The organism is Klebsiella sp. CTHL.F3a (genome assembly GCF_019890895.1).
Taxonomy (GTDB): domain Bacteria; phylum Pseudomonadota; class Gammaproteobacteria; order Enterobacterales; family Enterobacteriaceae; genus Klebsiella; species Klebsiella grimontii.
In genome coordinates this window covers 5,679,175-5,702,685 of record NZ_CP082360.1, presented here as the reverse complement: position 1 = coordinate 5,702,685, position 23,511 = coordinate 5,679,175, and the positions used below count along the sequence as shown (strand labels likewise).

Annotated in this window: 16 protein-coding genes, 6 tRNA genes and 3 rRNA genes; 20 read left to right on the top strand and 5 right to left on the bottom strand. The window is 53.6% G+C overall.

Translation table 11 applies throughout. The features are described from left to right. The first annotated feature begins 1 nt into the window (after window position 1). Together tatC and tatD are read left to right on the top strand one after the other, a co-directional pair. Complete coding sequence (gene tatC, locus K7H21_RS26700) at window positions 2-775, top strand: Sec-independent protein translocase subunit TatC (RefSeq protein WP_004107787.1); 774 nt, start codon at window positions 2-4, stop codon at window positions 773-775. Between the two features lie 30 nt (window positions 776-805). Continuing rightward, entirely contained in the window at window positions 806-1,600 is a 795-nt protein-coding gene (tatD, locus tag K7H21_RS26695; protein ID WP_176690165.1) for a 3'-5' ssDNA/RNA exonuclease TatD, read from the top strand. 6 nt (window positions 1,601-1,606) lie between these two features. Here the strand turns inward: tatD and rfaH are convergent, their stop codons facing one another. Further along, the gene (rfaH, locus tag K7H21_RS26690) at window positions 1,607-2,095 is read right to left on the bottom strand and encodes a transcription/translation regulatory transformer protein RfaH (RefSeq protein ID WP_004097595.1); all 489 of its coding nucleotides are present in this window, start codon (window positions 2,093-2,095) and stop codon (window positions 1,607-1,609) included. Between the two features lie 177 nt (window positions 2,096-2,272). Between rfaH and ubiD the strand changes: the two genes are divergently transcribed. Continuing rightward, on the top strand, window positions 2,273-3,742 hold the full coding sequence (ubiD, locus tag K7H21_RS26685; RefSeq protein ID WP_223035476.1) for a 4-hydroxy-3-polyprenylbenzoate decarboxylase: 1,470 nt from the start codon (window positions 2,273-2,275) through the stop codon (window positions 3,740-3,742). A 54-nt stretch (window positions 3,743-3,796) separates the two neighbouring features. After that, on the top strand, window positions 3,797-4,498 hold the full coding sequence (gene fre / locus K7H21_RS26680) for an NAD(P)H-flavin reductase (protein WP_004127546.1): 702 nt from the start codon (window positions 3,797-3,799) through the stop codon (window positions 4,496-4,498). 44 nt (window positions 4,499-4,542) lie between these two features. On the opposite strand, the gene K7H21_RS26675 is transcribed toward fre, so the two are convergent. The 3 genes from K7H21_RS26675 to fadB form a co-directional block, all read right to left on the bottom strand. After that, complete coding sequence (locus K7H21_RS26675) at window positions 4,543-4,854, bottom strand: hypothetical protein (RefSeq protein ID WP_223035475.1); 312 nt, start codon at window positions 4,852-4,854, stop codon at window positions 4,543-4,545. 125 nt (window positions 4,855-4,979) lie between these two features. Further along, window positions 4,980-6,143, bottom strand: a complete 1,164-nt coding sequence (fadA, locus tag K7H21_RS26670) for an acetyl-CoA C-acyltransferase FadA (RefSeq protein WP_004127553.1) — start codon at window positions 6,141-6,143, stop codon at window positions 4,980-4,982. Between the two features lie 9 nt (window positions 6,144-6,152). Next, window positions 6,153-8,342 carry a fatty acid oxidation complex subunit alpha FadB gene (gene fadB, locus K7H21_RS26665; protein ID WP_223035474.1) on the bottom strand — a complete coding sequence of 730 codons (2,190 nt, stop codon included), beginning with the start codon at window positions 8,340-8,342 and terminating at the stop codon, window positions 6,153-6,155. A 191-nt stretch (window positions 8,343-8,533) separates the two neighbouring features. On the opposite strand from fadB, the gene pepQ reads away from it, so the two are divergent. From pepQ to birA, 11 genes are all read left to right on the top strand, one after another. Continuing rightward, the gene (gene pepQ, locus K7H21_RS26660) at window positions 8,534-9,865 is read left to right on the top strand and encodes a Xaa-Pro dipeptidase (protein WP_004127559.1); all 1,332 of its coding nucleotides are present in this window, start codon (window positions 8,534-8,536) and stop codon (window positions 9,863-9,865) included. After that, window positions 9,865-10,479, top strand: coding sequence for an IMPACT family protein (locus K7H21_RS26655; RefSeq protein WP_223035473.1), 615 nt, complete (start codon window positions 9,865-9,867; stop codon window positions 10,477-10,479). Before pepQ ends, K7H21_RS26655 begins: the two co-directional genes overlap by 1 nt. Before the next feature lie 41 nt (window positions 10,480-10,520). Next, entirely contained in the window at window positions 10,521-11,972 is a 1,452-nt protein-coding gene (gene trkH, locus K7H21_RS26650; protein ID WP_004097624.1) for a Trk system potassium transporter TrkH, read from the top strand. An 11-nt stretch (window positions 11,973-11,983) separates the two neighbouring features. Beyond that, window positions 11,984-12,517, top strand: coding sequence for a menaquinone-dependent protoporphyrinogen IX dehydrogenase (gene hemG / locus K7H21_RS26645; RefSeq protein ID WP_004127566.1), 534 nt, complete (start codon window positions 11,984-11,986; stop codon window positions 12,515-12,517). 391 nt (window positions 12,518-12,908) lie between these two features. After that, window positions 12,909-14,448, top strand: a 16S ribosomal RNA gene (locus K7H21_RS26640). Between the two features lie 72 nt (window positions 14,449-14,520). Beyond that, a tRNA-Ile gene (locus tag K7H21_RS26635) sits at window positions 14,521-14,597 on the top strand. A gap of 108 nt (window positions 14,598-14,705) precedes the next feature. Then, window positions 14,706-14,781: transfer RNA gene (locus K7H21_RS26630), tRNA-Ala, on the top strand. A gap of 178 nt (window positions 14,782-14,959) precedes the next feature. Next, window positions 14,960-17,865: ribosomal RNA gene (locus K7H21_RS26625) — 23S ribosomal RNA — on the top strand. A 201-nt stretch (window positions 17,866-18,066) separates the two neighbouring features. After that, a 5S ribosomal RNA gene (gene rrf, locus K7H21_RS26620) occupies window positions 18,067-18,182 on the top strand. Together the 16S, 23S and 5S rRNA genes with 2 tRNA genes alongside form the textbook arrangement of a ribosomal RNA operon. A 169-nt stretch (window positions 18,183-18,351) precedes the next feature. Further along, window positions 18,352-19,380 carry a UDP-N-acetylmuramate dehydrogenase gene (murB, locus tag K7H21_RS26615; RefSeq protein WP_004127569.1) on the top strand — a complete coding sequence of 343 codons (1,029 nt, stop codon included), beginning with the start codon at window positions 18,352-18,354 and terminating at the stop codon, window positions 19,378-19,380. Continuing rightward, entirely contained in the window at window positions 19,377-20,339 is a 963-nt protein-coding gene (gene birA, locus K7H21_RS26610) for a bifunctional biotin--[acetyl-CoA-carboxylase] ligase/biotin operon repressor BirA (protein ID WP_004127571.1), read from the top strand. Before murB ends, birA begins: the two co-directional genes overlap by 4 nt. 25 nt (window positions 20,340-20,364) lie before the next feature. Here the strand turns inward: birA and coaA are convergent, their stop codons facing one another. Beyond that, window positions 20,365-21,315 (bottom strand): type I pantothenate kinase, encoded by a 951-nt coding sequence (gene coaA, locus K7H21_RS26605; protein WP_004127574.1) that lies wholly within the window; start codon window positions 21,313-21,315, stop codon window positions 20,365-20,367. A 438-nt stretch (window positions 21,316-21,753) separates the two neighbouring features. Here coaA and K7H21_RS26600 point away from each other — a divergent pair. From K7H21_RS26600 to tuf, 5 genes are all read left to right on the top strand, one after another. Next, window positions 21,754-21,829, top strand: a tRNA-Thr gene (locus K7H21_RS26600). A 10-nt stretch (window positions 21,830-21,839) separates the two neighbouring features. Further along, window positions 21,840-21,924 (top strand) — tRNA-Tyr (locus tag K7H21_RS26595). 119 nt (window positions 21,925-22,043) lie between these two features. Continuing rightward, window positions 22,044-22,118 (top strand) — tRNA-Gly (locus K7H21_RS26590). A gap of 5 nt (window positions 22,119-22,123) precedes the next feature. Then, window positions 22,124-22,199, top strand: a tRNA-Thr gene (locus K7H21_RS26585). Between the two features lie 116 nt (window positions 22,200-22,315). Beyond that, window positions 22,316-23,500, top strand: coding sequence for an elongation factor Tu (gene tuf / locus K7H21_RS26580; protein WP_004097636.1), 1,185 nt, complete (start codon window positions 22,316-22,318; stop codon window positions 23,498-23,500). Window positions 23,501-23,511 lie beyond the last annotated feature (11 nt).

Genomic DNA, 23,511 nt, shown 5'->3' with positions numbered 1-23,511 from the left:
AATGGGCGTAGACGATACTCAACCGCTAATTACGCATCTGATCGAGCTGCGCAAGCGCTTGATCAACAGCATTCTTGCGATTCTGGTCATTTTCCTGGCGTTAGTCTATTTCGCCAACGATATCTATCAGCTGGTTTCCGCGCCGCTTATTCGGCAGATGCCGGTTGGCGCGACCATGATCGCGACGGATGTGGCCTCGCCTTTCTTCACGCCGATCAAGCTGACCTTTATGGTATCGATAATTTTATCGGTACCGGTCATTCTGTATCAGGTCTGGGCCTTTGTGGCGCCAGCGCTGTATAAGCATGAGCGTCGGTTGGTTATGCCGCTGCTGGTCTCCAGTACGCTGCTGTTCTATATCGGTATGGCTTTCGCCTACTTCGTCGTTTTCCCGCTGGCGTTTGGTTTTCTGACCCACGCGGCGCCTGAAGGCGTACAGGTCTCTACCGATATTCGCAGCTATCTCGACTTTGTGATGGCGCTGTTTATCGCGTTTGGCGTCTCGTTCGAGGTTCCGGTGGCCATCGTGCTGCTGTGCTGGATGGGCGTCACCACGCCGGAAGACCTGCGTAAGAAACGTCCCTATGTCCTGGTTGGCGCATTCGTTGTGGGGATGCTGCTGACTCCGCCGGACGTGTTTTCGCAAACTCTGCTGGCGATTCCGATGTACTGTCTGTTTGAGGTTGGGGTCTTCTTCGCGCGGTTCTACACCGGTAAACGCCTTACGCGTGACGAGGATGCCGCTGCCGAAGAGGCGCAGGGTAAAGAAGAATAACGCTCAACCGCCCGCCAGGGCGGTTGCCATATGGGAGCGATGATGTTTGATATCGGCGTAAACCTGACCAGTTCGCAGTTTTCCCGCGATCGCGATGAGGTGGTTTCCCGGGCTCGGGAGGCGGGTGTCACCGGGATGCTGTTGACGGGAACCAACCTACATGAAAGCGCGCAGGCGCAACAGATGGCGCGCCGTTATTCGGGATGCTGGTCAACGGCCGGCGTTCATCCCCACGATAGTCGCTGCTGGACGGAATCGGTAGCGGCTGCGGTCTATGCGCTGGCTCGCGAGCCGGAAGTCGTTGCGGTTGGCGAATGCGGCCTCGACTTCAACCGCAACTTTTCGGCGCCTCAGGAGCAAGAAGCGGCGTTTAGCGCCCAGCTGGCGCTGGCAGCGGAGCTGTCGATGCCGGTATTTCTGCACTGTCGCGATGCGCACGAGCGCTTTCTGGCCCTGCTGGTTCCCTGGCTTGATAAGCTCCCGGGGGCCGTTGTGCATTGCTTTACGGGTAGCCGTGAAGAGATGCGCGAATGCCTTGAGCACGGTTTATTTATTGGTATCACCGGCTGGGTATGCGATGAGCGTCGGGGGCTGGAGCTGCGATCCTTGCTGGCCGATATTCCGGCAGATCGCCTGCTGGTTGAGTCTGATGCGCCCTATTTGTTGCCCCGCGATATGCGGCCAAAACCCTCTTCCCGCCGTAATGAGCCCGCCTACCTGCCGCATATTCTGACCAGCATCGCGGGATGGCGTGGGGAAGAGGCGCAGTGGCTGGAAGAGATTACCGATGCTAACGTCAGAAGACTCTTTGGCGTGCGCTTTTAGACGCCGTCAGATTTTATAAAAATCAGTATTTTTAACGCTCTGTAGCACCTGCTTGTTAAGTAAATTCAGCAGCAGCATTGAACGGGCTTCACCGTCCGGTTCGGTAAAAATAGCCTGCAGACCCTCAAAGGCGCCATCGGTAATCAGCACGCTATCGCCTTCGTGCGGCGTTTCCGGATCGGTGATCCCTTCTGGTTTGTAGATGGAAAGCTGATGAATGACGGCAGACGGCACGATGGCGGGCAGCGCGCCGAAACGCACAAAGCTGTTCACACCGCGCGTTGCGCTGATGGTGGTGGTATGAATCACTTCCGGATCGAACTCGATAAACAGATAATTTGGGAACAGTGGCTCGCTGACCGTCGTGCGTTTACCGCGGACGATTTTTTCCAGCTCGATCGTTGGCATCAGGCAATTCACGGCCTGCCGCTCAAGGTGTTCCTGGGCGCGTTCAAGCTGCCCACGTTTGCAATAAAGTAAATACCAGGCTTGCATAATGACTCTTTCCAATGCTACTAGCAGCAAGCATAACAAAAGCCCGGTACGATCGCGAAATCATTGCGGGTGAAAACTAAATTTCAGCGGTCTTTCACGCTAATTTAACAAAAATACAGCATAGCTCCGGCGAACGCCGTATAATCAGCCGCCTGTATAGAGGTCAATAACAACTCCATGAAATACCACGATCTACGCGAATTTCTGACATTACTGGAGCAGCAGGGGGAATTGAAACGGATCTCCCTGCCGGTCGATCCTCACCTGGAAATCACCGAAATTGCCGACCGCACGTTGCGCGCCGGCGGTCCGGCCCTGCTATTCGAAAATCCTACAGGCTACGCCATGCCGGTGCTGTGTAATCTTTTCGGCACGCCGCGGCGAGTCGCGCTGGGGATGGGGCAGGAGGATGTCAGTTCGCTGCGGGAAGTGGGTAAGCTTCTGGCATTTCTGAAAGAGCCGGAGCCACCAAAAGGCTTCCGCGACCTGTTTGATAAGCTGCCGCAGTTCAAGCAGGTGCTGAATATGCCGATTAAGCGGCTGCGCGGGGCCCCGTGCCAGCAAAAAATCCTCCAGGGCGATGAGGTGGATTTGACCCGCATCCCGATCATGACCTGCTGGCCGGAAGATGCCGCGCCGCTGATCACCTGGGGGCTGACGGTGACCCGCGGTCCGCATAAAGAGCGGCAAAATTTGGGCATTTATCGCCAGCAGCTGATTGGTAAGAACAAGCTGATTATGCGCTGGCTATCGCATCGCGGCGGCGCGCTGGACTTCCAGGAGTGGTGCGCAGCGCGTCCTGGCGAGCGTTTCCCGGTATCCGTCGCGCTGGGTGCCGATCCGGCGACCATTCTCGGGGCGGTGACCCCGGTTCCGGATACCCTCTCCGAGTATGCGTTTGCCGGGCTGCTGCGCGGAACGAAAACCGAAGTCGTGAAGTGCATCTCTAACGAACTGGAAGTGCCCGCCAGCGCGGAGATCGTGCTGGAAGGATATATTGAGGCCGGAGAGATGGCGCCGGAAGGCCCGTATGGCGATCATACGGGCTACTACAATGAAGTGGATAACTTCCCGGTCTTTACCGTTACCCATATTACTCAGCGTGAAGACGCCATCTACCATTCGACCTACACCGGGCGTCCGCCGGACGAACCCGCGGTGCTGGGCGTTGCGCTGAATGAAGTGTTCGTCCCCATCCTGCAAAAGCAGTTTCCTGAAATCGTGGATTTCTATTTACCGCCTGAAGGCTGTTCTTATCGCCTGGCGGTGGTCACGATGAAGAAGCAGTACGCCGGTCACGCGAAACGCGTCATGATGGGCGTCTGGTCATTCCTCCGTCAGTTCATGTATACCAAGTTTGTTATCGTCTGCGATGACGATGTCAACGCGCGCGACTGGAATGATGTGATTTGGGCGATTACTACCCGTATGGACCCGGCGCGTGATACGGTACTGGTAGAAAATACGCCAATTGATTATCTGGATTTTGCCTCACCGGTTTCCGGTTTGGGTTCAAAAATGGGGCTGGATGCCACAAACAAATGGCCTGGAGAGACCCAGCGCGAGTGGGGTCGTCCTATCAAGAAAGATCCTGAAGTGACGGCGCGCGTCGACGCCATCTGGGACGAACTGGCTATCTTCAAATAACAGTAAGCGGGGCTACGCCGCTGTTTTGCACAATAGACCCGACAGAGGGGACGCATGACAACCTTAAGCTGTAAAGTGACCTCGGTGGAGGCGATTACCGATACTGTGTATCGCGTTCGATTAGTGCCGGAAGCGGCGTTTGCCTTCCGGGCTGGTCAGTATCTGATGGTCGTGATGGACGAACGCGATAAGCGCCCATTCTCCATGGCTTCTACGCCGTCGGAACAGGAGTTTATCGAGCTGCATATCGGTGCATCTGAACTTAACCTGTATGCGATGGCGGTGATGGATCGTATCCTGAAAGAGCGTGAAATTGAGGTCGATATGCCGCATGGCGAAGCCTGGCTGCGCGATGATGAAGAACGCCCGCTGATTTTGATCGCCGGGGGTACGGGCTTCTCTTACGTGCGTTCGATTCTGCTCACCGCGCTGGCGCGCAATCCGAACCGCGATATCGCCATCTACTGGGGCGGACGCGAAGCGAAGCATCTCTACGATCTGGCCGAGCTGGAAGCGTTAAGCCTGCGGCATCCGGGCCTGCGAGTTGAACCCGTTGTTGAGCAGCCTGAAGCCGAGTGGCGTGGCCGCACCGGAACCGTGCTTACAGCGGTCCTGCAGGATTACGGTACGCTGGGCGAGCATGATATCTATATCGCCGGCCGTTTCGAGATGGCAAAAATTGCCCGTGACCTGTTCTGCAACGAGCGCGGCGCGCGTGAAGATCGCCTGTTTGGCGATGCCTTTGCGTTTATCTGATAGCTGCTCTGAAAGCATCCGGGCTTTTAGCCTGGGTGCTATTTTTACCGGTCATCGCTGAAGTAAACGTATAGCGGCCGATCGTTTTCCAGCAAACAGAGCATTTTCCCTATCGGGTTCCCTTCTTTTTTCAGCGTGGCGGTTAGCTGCGTCGCGATATGCTGGCTGCCTACCTTCTCATCATAACGTTCGGTATTAATGTCGGTGATGACCAGATGCTTTAGCCGATCGCTGCCAGGATCCTGCGCCATTTTACTGATTCCCCAGGAGAGACATGCCTGAGCGCTATCCTGTTCGCTGGCGAGCGCTGCGGCAGAGAACGTCGATAGCAGAAAAATGATTGGGAGTGTTTTCATCACTCTTCATTATCCTTAATAATCATTAGGTACATGGCGATAATAACCGATCGGTAGAAATAAAAAACCCGCCCCTGACAGGCGGGAAGAACGGCAACTAAACTCTTTAGGGATTAACTCTTCGATTAAACTCGCTCGAATACCGTCGCGATACCCTGACCTAAGCCAATACACATCGTCGCCAGGCCGAACTGCGCGTCTTTACGCTCCATCTGGTTGATCAAGGTGGTGCTAATGCGTGCGCCGGAACAGCCGAGCGGATGGCCCAGGGCGATCGCGCCGCCGTTGAGGTTGATCTTCTCGTCTATCTGTTCCATTAGCCCCAGATCTTTAATGCACGGAAGGATCTGGGCGGCAAAAGCTTCGTTCATCTCGAACACATCGATATCGCTGGTGCTGAGCCCGGCCTTTTTCAGCGCCAGTTTTGACGCGGGAACCGGGCCATAGCCCATGATGGACGGGTCGCAGCCGACGACAGCCATCGAGCGCACGCGAGCGCGAGGCCTCAGGCCCAGTTCGCGGGCGCGGCTTTCGCTCATTAATAACATCGCTGCGGCGCCATCGGAGAGAGCGGAAGAGGTTCCGGCCGTCACGGTGCCGGTGACCGGATCGAACGCGGGTCTCAGCGCGGCCAGTGCTTCTACCGTTGTCTCCGGGCGAATAACTTCATCGTAGCGGTAAGACTTCAGTACGCCGTCGGCGTCGTGACCGCCGGTCGGGATAATCTCCGTCTTGAATGCGCCGGACTGCGTCGCGGCCCAGGCGCGAGCGTGGGACCGGGCGGCGAACTGGTCCTGCATTTCCCGGCTGATGCCGTGCAAGCGCGCCAGCATTTCTGCCGTCAGACCCATCATTCCGGCGGCTTTGGCGACGTTACGGCTCAGCCCGGGATGGAAATCCACGCCGTGGCTCATCGGGACGTGGCCCATATGCTCTACGCCGCCAATCAGGCAGACGCTGGCATCGCCGGTCATGATCATACGCGCTGCGTCGTGAAGTGCCTGCATAGAAGAACCACACAGCCGATTGACCGTGGTGGCGGGTACTGAATGTGGGATCTCCGCCAGCAGTGCCGCGTTGCGGGCAATGTTGAAGCCCTGTTCCAGGGTCTGCTGGACGCAGCCCCAGTAAATATCGTCGATCGCGCTTGCCTCAAGAGACGGATTACGCGAAAGCAGGCTACGCATCAAGTGCGCGGAGAGATCTTCCGCACGTACGTGGCGAAAGGCGCCGCCCTTCGAACGGCCCATCGGGGTACGAACTGCATCGACAATGACAACCTGTTCCATTGTGACTCCTTAAGCCGTTTTCAGGTCGCCTGGCGCACGGGCAGGCTCAACCGGGGGATAGTACGGTTCGTTATGACGCGCTTTGCTGCGCAATCCTTCCGGCACGTCGTATAGCGGGCCGAGGTGCTGGTACTGCTGCGCCATATCGAGATATTTTGCGCTACCGAGCGTATCGAGCCAGCGGAACGCGCCGCCGTGGAACGGAGGGAAGCCCAGGCCATAAACCAGCGCCATATCGGCTTCCGCCGGGCTGGCAATAATGCCCTCTTCGAGACAGCGCACCACTTCGTTGACCATAGGGATCATCATACGGGCGATAATCTCTTCATCGCTGAAATCGCGCTTCGGCTGGCTGACTTCCGCCAGCAGGCTATCGACGGCAGCATCCTCTTCCTTCTTCGGCTTACCTTTGCTGTCTTCTTTGTAGCGCCAGAAGCCAAGGCCGTTTTTCTGGCCGAAACGGTTAGCGTCGAATAGAGCATCGATCGCATCGCGATACTCTTTCTGCATTCGCTGCGGGAAGCCCGTCGCCATGACCGCCTGCGCGTGATGCGCGGTATCAATGCCCACGACGTCCAGCAGATAGGCGGGCCCCATCGGCCAGCCAAACTGTTTTTCCATTACTTTGTCGACCTTGCGGAAGTCCGCGCCATCGCGCAGTAGCTGGCTGAAACCGGCGAAGTAGGGGAACAGTACGCGGTTGACGAAGAAGCCGGGGCAGTCGTTGACCACAATTGGCGTTTTGCCCATTTTGCTGGCCCAGGCGACGACTTTGGCAATGGTCTTATCCGAGGTTTTATCGCCGCGGATCACTTCAACCAGCGGCATGCGATGCACCGGGTTAAAGAAGTGCATGCCGCAGAAGTTTTCCGGGCGCTGCAGAACGCTGGCCAGCTCGCTGATAGGAATGGTCGAGGTGTTCGAGGCTAGCACGGTATCCGGGCGTACCTTCTCTTCGGTTTCCGCCAGCACCGCTTTTTTCACTTTTGGGTTCTCAACGACGGCTTCGACCACAACGTCAACGCGTTCAAAGCCGGCGTAATCCAGGGTTGGCTGTATAGTGGAAATAACGCCGGCCATCCTGAGCCCATCGATTTTGCCGCGCTCAAGCTGTTTATTGAGCAGCTTGGCCGCTTCGGTCATGCCAAGCGTCAGCGATTTGTCGTTGATATCCTTCATGACCACCGGCACGCCTTTCCAGGCCGACTGGTATGCAATACCGCCGCCCATAATTCCCGCGCCCAGCACGGCCGCGTGTTTTGGCGTGTCGATATCTTTAGTCAGCTTCTTCGCTTTCGCTTTGACGTACTGATCGTTGAGGAAGATACCGACCAGTGCACGCGCCTCGTTGGTATGCGCCAGCGGGACGAAACTTTTGTTTTCCAGAACCAGCGCTTCTTCGCGGCCAAAGCGGGCGGCGGCTTCAATGGTTTTAACGGCGGTAATCGGGGCCGGGTAGTGTTTCCCGGCGGTTTGCGCCACCATGCCTTTGGCGATGGTAAAACTCATTGCAGCTTCAATTTTACTCAGGTGAAGAGGCTCCAGCTTCGGCTGGCGCTTCGCTTTCCAGTCCAGGTCGCCGTTAATGGCCTGACGCAGAATGGCTATCGCGCCCTCAATCAGTTTTTCATGTTTAACCACGCCGTCGACGAGGCCGATTTTTAAGGCCTGTTCGGCACCAACGTCTTTACCCGCGGCAATGATTTCCAGCGCGCTGTCCGCGCCAAGCATACGCGGCATCCGCACCGAGCCGCCAAAGCCCGGCATGATGCCCAGCTTCGTTTCCGGTAGGCCAATACGCAGGTCCGGCGTCGCCAGACGGTAATCGGTCGCCAGGACGCATTCGCAGCCGCCGCCCAGCGCATAGCCGTTGACGGCGGAAATGGTCGGAACCGGCAAATCTTCCAGGCGGTTAAATACGCTATTAGCGAAATGTAGCCACTGACTGAGCTGTTCTTCGGGAACCAGGAACAGAGAAAGAAATTCGGTGATATCCGCGCCGACGATAAAAGCGGCTTTCTCGGAGCGTAGCAGCAGCCCTTTAAGATCTTTTTGTTTTTCCAGTACGTCCAGCGCTTCACCGAGGCTGGCTACGGTTGCGGTATCGAGCTTGTTGACCGAGCCGGGGGCATCGAACACCAGTTCGGCAATGCCGTCTTCCCGCCAGTCGAGGTACAGGGTGTCGCCTTTGTAGAGCATGTCAGTCTCCTGAATCCAGCAATATGATCTGGTCGTACCAGATGAGACGGAGTGTGGATTTTATGTTAAGAAATTGCAAATAAGACTTTAAATAAATGCTGGTCGGATCACACCCGGTAGAGATCACCTCGTTTGAGGTCATTGTGCTAAGATGCGAAGCATCACGATCTCATAAAATCAAAGGATAAAAGATGGAATCCCTTGCCGGTCTCTATAAAAATCATATTGTTACCCTACAAGAACGCACCCGTGACGTACTGGCCCGCTTTAAGCTGGATGCCCTGCTGATTCACTCCGGTGAACTGTTCAACGTCTTCCTTGACGATCATCCGTATCCGTTCAAGGTCAATCCTCAGTTCAAAGCCTGGGTGCCGGTTACCCAGGTCCCTAACTGCTGGCTGCTGGTGGACGGCGTCAACAAACCGAAACTGTGGTTCTACCTGCCGGTCGACTACTGGCATAACGTGGAACCGCTACCGACTTCGTTCTGGACCGAAGAGGTGGATGTGATTGCCCTGCCGAAAGCGGACGGTATCGGCAGCCAGCTGCCTGCCGCGCGCGGCAATATCGCTTATATCGGGCCGGTACCGGAACGCGCACTGGGGTTAGAACTCGCGGCGGATAAAATCAACCCGAAAGGGGTGATTGATTATCTGCACTACTACCGCTCTTATAAAACTGACTATGAGCTGGCCTGCATGCGCGAAGCGCAGAAGTCGGCGGTTAACGGTCATCAGGCCGCTCATGAAGCGTTCCTCTCCGGGATGAGCGAGTTTGATATCAATCAGGCCTATCTGACCGCGACCGGCCATCGCGACACCGATGTACCGTACAGCAACATTGTGGCGCTGAACGAACATGCCTCCGTGCTGCATTACACGAAGCTGGATCATCGCGCACCGGCGGAATTGCGCAGCTTCCTGCTGGATGCGGGTGCGGAATATAACGGCTATGCGGCGGACCTGACGCGTACCTGGGCGGCGCATGGTGATAGTGACTATGCTCAACTGATTAAAGATGTTAATGACGAACAGCTGGCGCTGATTAGCACCATGAAGGCGGGCGTGAGCTATGTGGATTATCATGTCCAGTTCCATCAGCGTATTGCCAAACTGCTGCGTAAACATCAGATCGTCAAAGAGATGAGTGAAGAAGCTATGGTGGAAAACGACCTGACCGGACCGTTTATGCCGCACGGTATTGGCCATCCTCTGGGTCTGCAGGTTCATGATGTCGCCGGCTTTATGCAGGATGATACCGGTACCCATCTGGCCGCGCCGGCAAAATATCCTTACCTGCGCTGCACGCGCGTGCTGCAGCCGCGCATGGTATTGACGATTGAACCGGGCATCTACTTTATCGAATCGCTGCTGGCGCCGTGGCGCGAGGGACAGTTCAGCAAACACTTCAACTGGCAGAAAATTGAAGCGCTGAAACCGTTTGGCGGTATTCGTATCGAAGACAACGTCGTGATCCACGAAAACAGTATTGAAAACATGACGCGCGATCTGAAACTGGCGTAATGGAAAGCTGGTTGATACCGGCCGCGCCGGTCACTTTTGTGGAAGAGATCAAAAGGAGCCGCTTTATCACGCTATTGGCGCATACCGACGGCATAGCGGCGGCAAAAGCGTTTGTCGAGTCAGTCAGGGCTGAACATCCGGATGCCCGTCACCACTGCGTGGCGTGGGTCGCCGGGCCGCCAAATGACTCGCAGCAGCTGGGATTTTCCGATGATGGCGAACCGGCGGGGACGGCGGGTAAGCCGATGCTGGCGCAGCTTATGGGCAGCGGCGTCGGCGAGATAACCGCTGTCGTCGTGCGCTACTACGGTGGTATTCTGCTCGGCACCGGCGGTCTGGTCAAAGCGTACGGCGGCGGCGTGCATCAGGCGCTTGCGCAGCTCGCAACACAGCGCAAGACGCCGTTGACCGCATATACTTTGCAGTGTGAATACGGGCAGTTGGCCGGGATTGAAACGCTGTTGGCTCAATTCTCAGGGAAAATTGTCGAAAGCGAATATCAAGCGTCTGTTCAGCTGCGCGTGGCGCTTCCTCAGGCTGAAGTGGCGCTATTTTCAGCAAAACTGGCTGATTTTAGTCGCGGTTCGTTGCAATTACTGAAGATTGACGAATAATCCCCACCTGATTTTTTTGCATATCAAAGGAAGCGCCAGAGATGCATTTTCGCGCGATAACCCGAATCGTTGGACTGCTGGTCATTTTGTTTTCGGGGACAATGATCCTCCCGGGATTAATAGCTCTGATATATCGCGATGGTGCGGGGCGAGCGTTTACCCAGACCTTTTTTGTCGCTCTGGCGATCGGCTCGCTGCTGTGGTGGCCTAACCGTCGTGAGAAGGGCGAACTGAAATCCCGCGAAGGATTTCTTATCGTCGTGCTGTTCTGGACGGTACTCGGAAGCGTCGGCTCGCTGCCCTTTATCTTCTCTGAACAGCCCAACCTGAGCATTACGGATGCCTTCTTTGAATCTTTCTCAGGTTTGACAACGACCGGGGCAACCACGCTGGTTGGGCTAGATTCGTTACCCCACGCCATTCTTTTCTATCGTCAGATGCTGCAATGGTTTGGTGGGATGGGGATCATCGTGCTGGCGGTAGCGATACTGCCGATACTGGGCGTCGGGGGGATGCAGCTGTATCGGGCGGAAATGCCCGGGCCGCTGAAAGATAACAAGATGCGGCCGCGCATTGCTGAGACGGCGAAAACGCTATGGCTTATCTATGTCTTACTGACGGTGGCCTGCGCGCTGGCGCTGTGGTTTGCCGGTATGCCGGCGTTCGACGCCATTGGGCATAGCTTCTCGACGATTGCGATTGGCGGGTTCTCTACCCATGACGCTAGCGTGGGCTACTTTAATAGCCCAACGATTAACTCCATTATTGCGATTTTCTTGCTGATATCTGGCTGTAACTACGGCCTGCACTTTTCATTACTTAGCGGGCGCAGCCTGAAAGTGTACTGGCGCGATCCCGAATTCCGCATGTTTATCGGCGTGCAGCTCACGCTGGTGGTGGTATGTACTCTGGTGCTGTGGCTGCATGACGTCTACAGTTCTGCACTCATGACGGTGAACCAGGCGTTCTTCCAGGTTGTTTCGATGGCGACAACGGCAGGATTCACTACCGACAGTATCGCGCGCTGGCCGCTATTCTTGCCGGTCCTTCTACTCTGCTCGGCTTTTATCGGCGGCTGCGCCGGGTCGACGGGCGGTGGTTTGAAGGTTATCCGTATTCTTCTACTTTTCAAGCAGGGTAACCGTGAGCTTAAACGGCTGGTACACCCTAACGCGGTATACAGTATTAAACTGGGGAACCGTGCGTTGCCGGAACGTATCCTTGAAGCCGTTTGGGGATTTTTCTCCGCCTATGCGCTGGTGTTTATCATCAGTATGCTGGCGATTATCGCCACCGGCGTGGATGATTTCTCAGCCTTTGCTTCGGTCGTCGCGACGCTGAATAACCTTGGCCCGGGGCTGGGCGTGGTGGCGGATAACTTTGCGACGATGAACCCTGTCGCAAAATGGATCTTGATTGCTAATATGCTGTTTGGTCGTCTGGAAGTGTTCACCTTGCTGGTGCTATTTACTCCGACTTTCTGGCGCGAATAACAGGAGTGCCTGTGAAAACTTTGATTCTATTTTCTACCCGCGACGGACAGACGCGTGAAATCGCCTCCTATCTGGCATCTGAATTAAAAGAGCAGGGGATTGATGCGGATACGATTGACCTCAACCGTACCAATGAGGTGGAGTGGCCTTTATACGATCGTGTCGTGATTGGCGCATCAATCCGCTATGGTCACTTTCATCCCGCGCTGGAGCGGTTTGTCAAAACGCATCTTCAGTCGCTGCAGGCGCTGCCGGGAGCATTTTTCTCGGTTAACCTCGTCGCGCGTAAGCCAGAAAAACGAACGCCGCAGACCAACAGCTACACGCGAAAGTTTCTGCTCAACTCGCCCTGGCAGCCTCAGCAGTGCGCGGTATTTGCCGGAGCGCTTCGTTATCCACGCTATCGTTGGTACGATCGGTTTATGATTCGCCTAATTATGAAGATGACCGGCGGCGAAACGGATGTCAGTAAAGAAGTGGTGTATACCGACTGGCAGCAGGTGGGCAGGTTTGCGCGGGAAATTGCGCAAATGACCAGCAAATAGCGCGTTAAATCACCCTGGTGATGGAAAGTTGAGCGAACGAAATTTTTTTTGAAATTTCCCCTTGTCACTTCGGAATAACTCCCTATAATGCGCTCCCACTGACACGGAACAACGGCACGCAAGCCGCCGGGTCAGCGGGATTCAGCGATGAATGCCGGCAGAGAAAAGCAAAATTAAACGCTTGACTCTGAATGAGGAAAACGTATTATACGGGACCTCGCAACGGTGAGCGAAAGCCGCGTTGCACTGCTCTTTAACAATTTATCAGACAATCTGTGTGGGCACTCAAAGTGACATGGATTCTTAACGTCCTCGGACGAAAAATGAATACCAAGTCTCAAAGAGTGAACACGTAATTCATTACGAAGTTTAATTCACGAGCATCAAACTTAAATTGAAGAGTTTGATCATGGCTCAGATTGAACGCTGGCGGCAGGCCTAACACATGCAAGTCGAACGGTAGCACAGAGAGCTTGCTCTCGGGTGACGAGTGGCGGACGGGTGAGTAATGTCTGGGAAACTGCCTGATGGAGGGGGATAACTACTGGAAACGGTAGCTAATACCGCATAACGTCGCAAGACCAAAGAGGGGGACCTTCGGGCCTCTTGCCATCAGATGTGCCCAGATGGGATTAGCTAGTAGGTGGGGTAACGGCTCACCTAGGCGACGATCCCTAGCTGGTCTGAGAGGATGACCAGCCACACTGGAACTGAGACACGGTCCAGACTCCTACGGGAGGCAGCAGTGGGGAATATTGCACAATGGGCGCAAGCCTGATGCAGCCATGCCGCGTGTATGAAGAAGGCCTTCGGGTTGTAAAGTACTTTCAGCGGGGAGGAAGGCGATAAGGTTAATAACCTTGTCGATTGACGTTACCCGCAGAAGAAGCACCGGCTAACTCCGTGCCAGCAGCCGCGGTAATACGGAGGGTGCAAGCGTTAATCGGAATTACTGGGCGTAAAGCGCACGCAGGCGGTCTGTCAAGTCGGATGTGAAATCCCCGGGCTCAACCTGGGAACTGCATTCGAAACTGGCAGGCTGGAGTCTTGTAGAGGGGGGTAGAATTCCAGGTGTAGCGGTGAAATGCGTAGAGATCTGGAGGAATACCGGTGGCGAAGGCGGCCCCCTGGACAAAGACTGACGCTCAGGTGCGAAAGCGTGGGGAGCAAACAGGATTAGATACCCTGGTAGTCCACGCTGTAAACGATGTCGACTTGGAGGTTGTTCCCTTGAGGAGTGGCTTCCGGAGCTAACGCGTTAAGTCGACCGCCTGGGGAGTACGGCCGCAAGGTTAAAACTCAAATGAATTGACGGGGGCCCGCACAAGCGGTGGAGCATGTGGTTTAATTCGATGCAACGCGAAGAACCTTACCTACTCTTGACATCCAGAGAACTTAGCAGAGATGCTTTGGTGCCTTCGGGAACTCTGAGACAGGTGCTGCATGGCTGTCGTCAGCTCGTGTTGTGAAATGTTGGGTTAAGTCCCGCAACGAGCGCAACCCTTATCCTTTGTTGCCAGCGATTCGGTCGGGAACTCAAAGGAGACTGCCAGTGATAAACTGGAGGAAGGTGGGGATGACGTCAAGTCATCATGGCCCTTACGAGTAGGGCTACACACGTGCTACAATGGCATATACAAAGAGAAGCGACCTCGCGAGAGCAAGCGGACCTCATAAAGTATGTCGTAGTCCGGATTGGAGTCTGCAACTCGACTCCATGAAGTCGGAATCGCTAGTAATCGTGGATCAGAATGCCACGGTGAATACGTTCCCGGGCCTTGTACACACCGCCCGTCACACCATGGGAGTGGGTTGCAAAAGAAGTAGGTAGCTTAACCTTCGGGAGGGCGCTTACCACTTTGTGATTCATGACTGGGGTGAAGTCGTAACAAGGTAACCGTAGGGGAACCTGCGGTTGGATCACCTCCTTACCTTAAAGAACCTGCCTTTGTAGTGTCCACACAGATTGTCTGATGAAAAATAAGCAGTAAGAAAATCTCTGCAGGCTTGTAGCTCAGGTGGTTAGAGCGCACCCCTGATAAGGGTGAGGTCGGTGGTTCAAGTCCACTCAGGCCTACCAAATTTCTGCTGATGCTGCGTTGCGGCGACACTCACATACTTTAAGTATGCTTCGTGTCACCCCGCCTTGCCTCAACAGGAATTAAGGTTGATGAGATTTAACTACGATGGGGCTATAGCTCAGCTGGGAGAGCGCCTGCTTTGCACGCAGGAGGTCTGCGGTTCGATCCCGCATAGCTCCACCATCTTTACTGCACACCACAAGAAAACTTCAGAGTGTACCTGAAAAGGTTCACTGCGAAGTTTTGCTCTTTAAAAATCTGGATCAAGCTGAAAATTGAAACGACACACATGTTATGTGTGTTCGAGTCTCTCAAATTTTCGCGACACGATGATGTTTTACGAAACATCTTCGGGTTGTGAGGTTAAGCGACTAAGCGTACACGGTGGATGCCCTGGCAGTCAGAGGCGATGAAGGACGTGCTAATCTGCGAAAAGCGTCGGTAAGGTGATATGAACCGTTACAGCCGGCGATGTCCGAATGGGGAAACCCAGTGCAATTCGTTGCACTATCGTTTGATGAATACATAGTCAAACGAGGCGAACCGGGGGAACTGAAACATCTAAGTACCCCGAGGAAAAGAAATCAACCGAGATTCCCCCAGTAGCGGCGAGCGAACGGGGAGCAGCCCGGAGTCTGAATCAGCTTGTGTGTTAGTGGAAGCGTCTGGAAAGTCGCAGGGTACAGGGTGATACTCCCGTACACTAAAACACACAGGCTGTGAACTCGAAGAGTAGGGCGGGACACGTGGTATCCTGTCTGAATATGGGGGGACCATCCTCCAAGGCTAAATACTCCTGACTGACCGATAGTGAACCAGTACCGTGAGGGAAAGGCGAAAAGAACCCCGGCGAGGGGAGTGAAAAAGAACCTGAAACCGTGTACGTACAAGCAGTAGGAGCCCACTTGTTGGGTGACTGCGTACCTTTTGTATAATGGGTCAGCGACTTATATTCTGTAGCAAGGTTAACCGTATAGGGGAGCCGCAGGGAAACCGAGTCTTAACTGGGCGTTAAGTTGCAGGGTATAGACCCGAAACCCGGTGATCTAGCCATGGGCAGGTTGAAGGTTGGGTAACACTAACTGGAGGACCGAACCGACTAATGTTGAAAAATTAGCGGATGACTTGTGGCTGGGGGTGAAAGGCCAATCAAACCGGGAGATAGCTGGTTCTCCCCGAAAGCTATTTAGGTAGCGCCTCGTGAATTCATCTTCGGGGGTAGAGCACTGTTTCGGCTAGGGGGTCATCCCGACTTACCAACCCGATGCAAACTACGAATACCGAAGAATGTTATCACGGGAGACACACGGCGGGTGCTAACGTCCGTCGTGAAGAGGGAAACAACCCAGACCGCCAGCTAAGGTCCCAAAGTCATGGTTAAGTGGGAAACGATGTGGGAAGGCCCAGACAGCCAGGATGTTGGCTTAGAAGCAGCCATCATTTAAAGAAAGCGTAATAGCTCACTGGTCGAGTCGGCCTGCGCGGAAGATGTAACGGGGCTAAACCATGCACCGAAGCTGCGGCAGCGACACTATGTGTTGTTGGGTAGGGGAGCGTTCTGTAAGCCGTTGAAGGTGGCCTGTGAAGGTTGCTGGAGGTATCAGAAGTGCGAATGCTGACATAAGTAACGATAATGCGGGTGAAAAACCCGCACGCCGGAAGACCAAGGGTTCCTGTCCAACGTTAATCGGGGCAGGGTGAGTCGACCCCTAAGGCGAGGCCGAAAGGCGTAGTCGATGGGAAACAGGTTAATATTCCTGTACTTGGTGTTACTGCGAAGGGGGGACGGAGAAGGCTATGTTGGCCGGGCGACGGTTGTCCCGGTTTAAGCGTGTAGGTGTGTGTTCCAGGTAAATCCGGTTCACTTTAACACTGAGGCGTGATGACGAGGCACTACGGTGCTGAAGTGACAAATGCCCTGCTTCCAGGAAAAGCCTCTAAGCATCAGGTAACATCAAATCGTACCCCAAACCGACACAGGTGGTCAGGTAGAGAATACCAAGGCGCTTGAGAGAACTCGGGTGAAGGAACTAGGCAAAATGGTGCCGTAACTTCGGGAGAAGGCACGCTGATATGTAGGTGAAGTGGTTTACCCATGGAGCTGAAATCAGTCGAAGATACCAGCTGGCTGCAACTGTTTATTAAAAACACAGCACTGTGCAAACACGAAAGTGGACGTATACGGTGTGACGCCTGCCCGGTGCCGGAAGGTTAATTGATGGGGTTATCCGTAAGGAGAAGCTCTTGATCGAAGCCCCGGTAAACGGCGGCCGTAACTATAACGGTCCTAAGGTAGCGAAATTCCTTGTCGGGTAAGTTCCGACCTGCACGAATGGCGTAATGATGGCCAGGCTGTCTCCACCCGAGACTCAGTGAAATTGAACTCGCTGTGAAGATGCAGTGTACCCGCGGCAAGACGGAAAGACCCCGTGAACCTTTACTATAGCTTGACACTGAACACTGGTCCTTGATGTGTAGGATAGGTGGGAGGCTTTGAAGCGTGGACGCCAGTCTGCGTGGAGCCATCCTTGAAATACCACCCTTTAATGGCTGGTGTTCTAACGTGGGCCCCTAATCGGGGTTGCGGACAGTGTCTGGTGGGTAGTTTGACTGGGGCGGTCTCCTCCTAAAGAGTAACGGAGGAGCACGAAGGTCAGCTAATCCTGGTCGGACATCAGGAGGTTAGTGCAATGGCATAAGCTGGCTTGACTGCGAGCGTGACGGCGCGAGCAGGTGCGAAAGCAGGTCATAGTGATCCGGTGGTTCTGAATGGAAGGGCCATCGCTCAACGGATAAAAGGTACTCCGGGGATAACAGGCTGATACCGCCCAAGAGTTCATATCGACGGCGGTGTTTGGCACCTCGATGTCGGCTCATCACATCCTGGGGCTGAAGTAGGTCCCAAGGGTATGGCTGTTCGCCATTTAAAGTGGTACGCGAGCTGGGTTTAGAACGTCGTGAGACAGTTCGGTCCCTATCTGCCGTGGGCGCTGGAGAATTGAGGGGGGCTGCTCCTAGTACGAGAGGACCGGAGTGGACGCATCACTGGTGTTCGGGTTGTCATGCCAATGGCATTGCCCGGTAGCTAAATGCGGAAGAGATAAGTGCTGAAAGCATCTAAGTACGAAACTTGCCCCGAGATGAGTTCTCCCTGACCCTTTAAGGGTCCTGAAGGAACGTTGAAGACGACGACGTTGATAGGCCGGGTGTGTAAGCGCAGCGATGCGTTGAGCTAACCGGTACTAATGAACCGTGAGGCTTAACCTTACAACGCCGAAGATGTTTTGGCGGATTTGAGAAGACAACAATTTCAGCATTGATTCAGAGTTGAGTACGCAATAATTTGCGCAGCAGCAAGGCGACAAGCGAAGGAAAGGAAGGAGCATACAGAAGTATGTGACTGAGTTTGCGAGCGCGGGCAACGCGGCAGATGCGATAAAGAATTGCGTACTGAGCACAAAGAATTTGCCTGGCGGCGATAGCGCGGTGGTCCCACCTGACCCCATGCCGAACTCAGAAGTGAAACGCCGTAGCGCCGATGGTAGTGTGGGGTCTCCCCATGTGAGAGTAGGGAACTGCCAGGCATCAAACACGTGAAGAGCCCATCCTGACGGATGGGCTTTTTGCGTTTTTGTGGCCTGAGAACTACCAGACTTTGGTAACGTCATGGTACCAGGTCTCCCCTGACAATCAGGCAAGCCTTCCCTCGCTATATACGGTAAACTAATGCAGATTTTGCATCTGGAAGCCATTATGAGCCACTCACTTAAGCCCTGGAATACCTTCGGTATTGACCGTTCTGCTAAAACGATTGTTCGCGCCGAAACTGAAAAACAGCTACTGGATGCCTGGCAAAATGCCGCTGCACAGCGTCAGCCAACCCTGATTCTTGGTGAAGGAAGCAATGTTCTGTTCCTGAAGGATTATGCCGGTACGGTGATTATTAATCGTATTATGGGTATCGAAGTGAGTGAAACACCAGACGCGTGGCATTTACATGTTGGTGCAGGAGAGAACTGGCATCAGCTAGTGCAGTTTGCGTTGAATAACGGTATGCCTGGCCTGGAAAATCTTGCCCTGATTCCTGGCTGCGCCGGCTCCTCGCCGATTCAAAATATTGGAGCTTACGGCGTTGAATTACAAAAGGTTTGCCAGTACGTCGATTGCGTTGAGTTAGCAACCGGCGAGAAACAGCGCCTTTCCGCTGCGGAATGCCGTTTTGGCTACCGGGACAGTATTTTTAAGCATGAATATCAGGATTGCTACGCGATTGTGGCCGTTGGTTTGATGTTACCAAAAGAGTGGCAACCCGTTTTGACCTACGGCGATTTAACCCGGCTTGATCCGCAAACCGTTACCCCCAGGCAGGTGTTTGATGCCGTATGTCATATGCGCATGACCAAACTCCCCGATCCCAAAGTGAATGGAAATGCGGGGAGCTTCTTTAAGAATCCGGTCGTTAGCGCAGACAAGGCTCAAGCATTGTTGGCTGCCTATCCGCACATTCCCCACTATCCTCAGCCTGAGGGCTGTATGAAGCTGGCCGCCGGCTGGCTTATCGATCAATGTCAGCTTAAAGGCAAAGTAATTGGCGGCGCAGCGGTACATAGCCAACAGGCATTGGTATTAATCAATCATAATCAGGCAACCAGTGAAGATGTGGTTGGACTGGCTCACTATGTACGCCAACAGGTTGGTGAGAAGTTTGATATTTGGCTACAGCCGGAGGTGCGCTTTATTGGCGAAACGGGTGAAGTCAATGCCGAGGAGACCATTGCATGAAAGACTACACGGTTCCTTTGACACTGATATCGATACTGGCTGATGCTGAATTTCACTCAGGTGAACAGCTTGGCGAGCGCTTAGGGATGAGTCGGGCAGCAATCAACAAGCATATTCAAACGTTACGCGATTGGGGAGTCGACGTATTTACCGTCCCGGGTAAAGGCTACAGTCTCCCTGAGCCTATTCAACTTCTGGATGAAGAGCAGATCGCCAGGCAGATCGAGCATGGCCGGGTAACCGTGCTACCGGTGATTGATTCTACGAACCAGTATCTTCTGGACCGGCTCAGCGAACTGCAATCTGGTGATGCCTGCGTAGCTGAGTATCAGCAGGCTGGCCGCGGCCGCCGCGGGCGCAAGTGGTTCTCGCCGTTTGGGTCTAACCTTTATCTTTCAATGTACTGGCGGCTGGAGCAGGGGCCTGCTGCGGCGATAGGTTTGAGTCTGGTCATCGGGATTGTGATTGCCGAGGTGCTGCAGAGTCTGGGGGCGGATAAAGTACGGGTTAAATGGCCGAACGACCTCTATTTGCAGGATCGCAAATTATCCGGGATCCTGGTTGAACTGACGGGGAAAACCGGCGATGCGGCACAGATAGTCAGCGGCGCGGGGATTAATCTCATGATGCGCCGCGTGGAGTCTGATGTTGTCAATCAGGGCTGGATCAGCCTGCAGGAGGCAGGGATCTCTATCGATCGTAATCAGTTAGCCGCTTGTCTGATTAAAGAGCTGCGGGCAGGTTTTAAACTTTTTGAGAATGAAGGTCTGGCACCCTATCTGGGCCGCTGGGAAAAGCTCGATAATTTTATTAACCGTCCGGTTAAACTTATTATTGGCGATAAAGAGATCTTTGGGATTTCTCGAGGTATTGATGCTCAAGGCGCATTATTACTGGAACAAGAAGGGGTGATAAAACCCTGGATTGGCGGTGAGATCTCATTGAGAGGCGCTGAATGAAAAAGGGGAGCCAGCGCTCCCCTTTTTATTTCCTTAACCGCACCTGATTGACTGAGTGGTTTGCGCTTTTTGTCATGATAAGACTGGCTCGCTCACGTGTTGGTAAGATATTTTCTTTTAAATTCAAAAGATTAATTTCATTCCAAAGCGATGTGGCAATATTAATAGCTTCGTCTTTAGACAGCTGAGCATAGTTATGGAAATAAGAGTCCGGGTCGGTAAAAGCCCCTTCGCGAAATTTCAGAAAACGATTGATATACCAGGTTTTGAGCAACTCTTCTGGTGCATCCACATAAATTGAAAAATCAACGAAGTCGGAAACAAATACATGATGTGGATCGTGAGGGTAATCCATTCCACTCTGCAAAACATTTAATCCTTCAAGAATTAATATATCAGGCTGAGTGACCGTTTTATCCCCATCCGGAATCACATCATAAATGAGATGTGAATAGACCGGTGCCGTAGCATCAGGTACGCCGGATTTCAGATCGGAGACGAATTTAACCAGGCGATGCATATCGTATGACTGTGGGAAGCCCTTCTTCTTCATCAGTCCACGTTCTTTCAATACTGCGTTAGGGTGGAGAAAACCATCTGTCGTAATCAATTCTACATGTCGATGCTCAGGCCAGCGGCTAAGTAAAGCCTGTAGTACGCGTGCGGTGGTGCTCTTCCCGACCGCCACGCTACCCGCAATGCTAATGATATAAGGAATACGTTGGCCATTGGTGCCAAGGAATTGTTCCAGTACAGCCTGGCGGCGCAAATTAGAACTGATATAGAAATTGAGTAAACGCGACAGCGGCAAATAAATCTCTGCAACTTCTTCCAGGGAAAGATCTTCGTTGATGCCTTTTAACCGCGTGATTTCTTCTTCTGTTAGCGTCATCGGAACGGAATCACGCAGTGCAGCCCATTGGTCACGGTTAAATTGTAGATACGGTGTCATTAACGTTTGCTCTTTTAGGCTCATAAGCATGCTCTTGCAACCGCCGAATTACATGAAGGCGGGGTGCTTCACACTAGTTAATCAGGACAATGGGCAGGAGGGTAACACCAGATTGCGCGGAATAATAAGAAAAAAACTCATTGAATGATGCTTTCTAAAGGTAGCATCACAGAGATGAATGGTTTGGTAAGGGGGTATAAAGTCCTCGATAGAGGCCAGCGAGTTTTCGCGACATCTTAAGGGAGAGGTTGCGAGGTATCGATATTACTTGCGCGGTTTGAATATGCCTTTTGCCTTCCTCGTAACCGTATCTGTGAAGATAGTTGGCGTATTTTTGTTCTGCGCTGTTTGAAATTACACCGTTTTTTCTCGTTTGAGCACAAAATGTGAGCAATAGAACATTTTCTGCAATTTTTTAGTTGCATGAACTCGCAGGTCTCCCTAGAATGCGCGCTACTTGATGCCGACTTAGCTCAGTAGGTAGAGCAACTGACTTGTAATCAGTAGGTCACCAGTTCGATTCCGGTAGTCGGCACCATCAAGTGCCTGGTGGGGTTCCCGAGCGGCCAAAGGGAGCAGACTGTAAATCTGCCGTCATCGACTTCGAAGGTTCGAATCCTTCCCCCACCACCATCTTTCGGCAACGCTTTGCGGAGCCAGAGTTGATTGGTTAAACTGGTCAGCTCAAACAGAAAAAGAGACGCTTCTCTTTTTTTTGTTATAGAAAGAACTGGGTAGCCGAGTTTCAGGATGCGGGCATCGTATAATGGCTATTACCTCAGCCTTCCAAGCTGATGATGCGGGTTCGATTCCCGCTGCCCGCTCCAAACGTGCTGATATGGCTCAGTTGGTAGAGCGCACCCTTGGTAAGGGTGAGGTCCCCAGTTCGACTCTGGGTATCAGCACCACTTCTTTATCTCTCCTCCCCTGTTTCTCTCTGGTTTATTGCATTCAACAAGTCGGGCATGTTGCCCGGTTGATGTGGTGATATCACCGATTTATCCGTGTCTTAGAGGGACAATCGATGTCTAAAGAAAAGTTTGAACGTACAAAACCGCACGTTAACGTCGGTACTATCGGCCACGTTGACCATGGTAAAACAACGCTGACCGCTGCAATCACTACCGTTCTGGCTAAAACCTACGGTGGTTCTGCTCGCGCATTCGATCAGATCGATAACGCGCCGGAAGAAAAAGCTCGTGGTATCACCATCAACACTTCTCACGTTGAATATGACACCCCGACTCGCCACTACGCGCACGTAGACTGCCCGGGCCACGCCGACTATGTTAAAAACATGATCACCGGTGCTGCGCAGATGGACGGCGCGATCCTGGTTGTTGCTGCGACTGACGGCCCGATGCCGCAGACTCGTGAGCACATCCTGCTGGGTCGTCAGGTAGGCGTTCCGTACATCATCGTGTTCCTGAACAAATGCGACATGGTTGATGACGAAGAGCTGCTGGAACTGGTTGAAATGGAAGTTCGTGAACTTCTGTCTCAGTACGATTTCCCGGGCGACGACACTCCGATCGTTCGCGGTTCCGCTCTGAAAGCGCTGGAAGGCGACGCAGACTGGGAAGCGAAAATCATCGAACTGGCTGGCTACCTGGATTCTTACATCCCGGAACCAGAGCGTGCGATTGACAAGCCGTTCCTGCTGCCGATCGAAGACGTATTCTCCATCTCCGGTCGTGGTACCGTTGTTACCGGTCGTGTAGAGCGCGGTATCATCAAAGTTGGCGAAGAAGTTGAAATCGTGGGTATCAAAGAGACTGCGAAGTCTACCTGTACTGGCGTTGAAATGTTCCGCAAACTGCTGGACGAAGGCCGTGCTGGTGAGAACGTTGGTGTTCTGCTGCGTGGTATCAAACGTGAAGAAATCGAACGTGGTCAGGTACTGGCTAAGCCGGGTTCCATCAAGCCGCACACCAAGTTCGAATCTGAAGTGTACATTCTGTCCAAAGACGAAGGCGGCCGTCATACTCCGTTCTTCAAAGGCTACCGTCCGCAGTTCTACTTCCGTACAACTGACGTGACTGGCACCATCGAACTGCCGGAAGGCGTAGAGATGGTAATGCCGGGCGACAACATCAAAATGGTTGTTACCCTGATCCACCCGATCGCGATGGACGACGGTCTGCGTTTCGCAATCCGTGAAGGTGGCCGTACCGTTGGCGCAGGCGTGGTTGCTAAAGTTCTCGGCTAATTGCTGATAAC

Coding starts and splice junctions, on each gene's coding strand:
- tatC (WP_004107787.1), top strand. CDS start 2: ATGGGCGTAGACGATACTCAACCGCTAATTACGCATCTGATCGAGCTG.
- tatD (WP_176690165.1), top strand. CDS start 806: ATGGGAGCGATGATGTTTGATATCGGCGTAAACCTGACCAGTTCGCAG.
- rfaH (WP_004097595.1), bottom strand. CDS start 2,095: ATGCAAGCCTGGTATTTACTTTATTGCAAACGTGGGCAGCTTGAACGC.
- ubiD (WP_223035476.1), top strand. CDS start 2,273: ATGAAATACCACGATCTACGCGAATTTCTGACATTACTGGAGCAGCAG.
- fre (WP_004127546.1), top strand. CDS start 3,797: ATGACAACCTTAAGCTGTAAAGTGACCTCGGTGGAGGCGATTACCGAT.
- K7H21_RS26675 (WP_223035475.1), bottom strand. CDS start 4,854: ATGAAAACACTCCCAATCATTTTTCTGCTATCGACGTTCTCTGCCGCA.
- fadA (WP_004127553.1), bottom strand. CDS start 6,143: ATGGAACAGGTTGTCATTGTCGATGCAGTTCGTACCCCGATGGGCCGT.
- fadB (WP_223035474.1), bottom strand. CDS start 8,342: ATGCTCTACAAAGGCGACACCCTGTACCTCGACTGGCGGGAAGACGGC.
- pepQ (WP_004127559.1), top strand. CDS start 8,534: ATGGAATCCCTTGCCGGTCTCTATAAAAATCATATTGTTACCCTACAA.
- K7H21_RS26655 (WP_223035473.1), top strand. CDS start 9,865: ATGGAAAGCTGGTTGATACCGGCCGCGCCGGTCACTTTTGTGGAAGAG.
- trkH (WP_004097624.1), top strand. CDS start 10,521: ATGCATTTTCGCGCGATAACCCGAATCGTTGGACTGCTGGTCATTTTG.
- murB (WP_004127569.1), top strand. CDS start 18,352: ATGAGCCACTCACTTAAGCCCTGGAATACCTTCGGTATTGACCGTTCT.
- birA (WP_004127571.1), top strand. CDS start 19,377: ATGAAAGACTACACGGTTCCTTTGACACTGATATCGATACTGGCTGAT.
- coaA (WP_004127574.1), bottom strand. CDS start 21,315: ATGAGCCTAAAAGAGCAAACGTTAATGACACCGTATCTACAATTTAAC.
- tuf (WP_004097636.1), top strand. CDS start 22,316: ATGTCTAAAGAAAAGTTTGAACGTACAAAACCGCACGTTAACGTCGGT.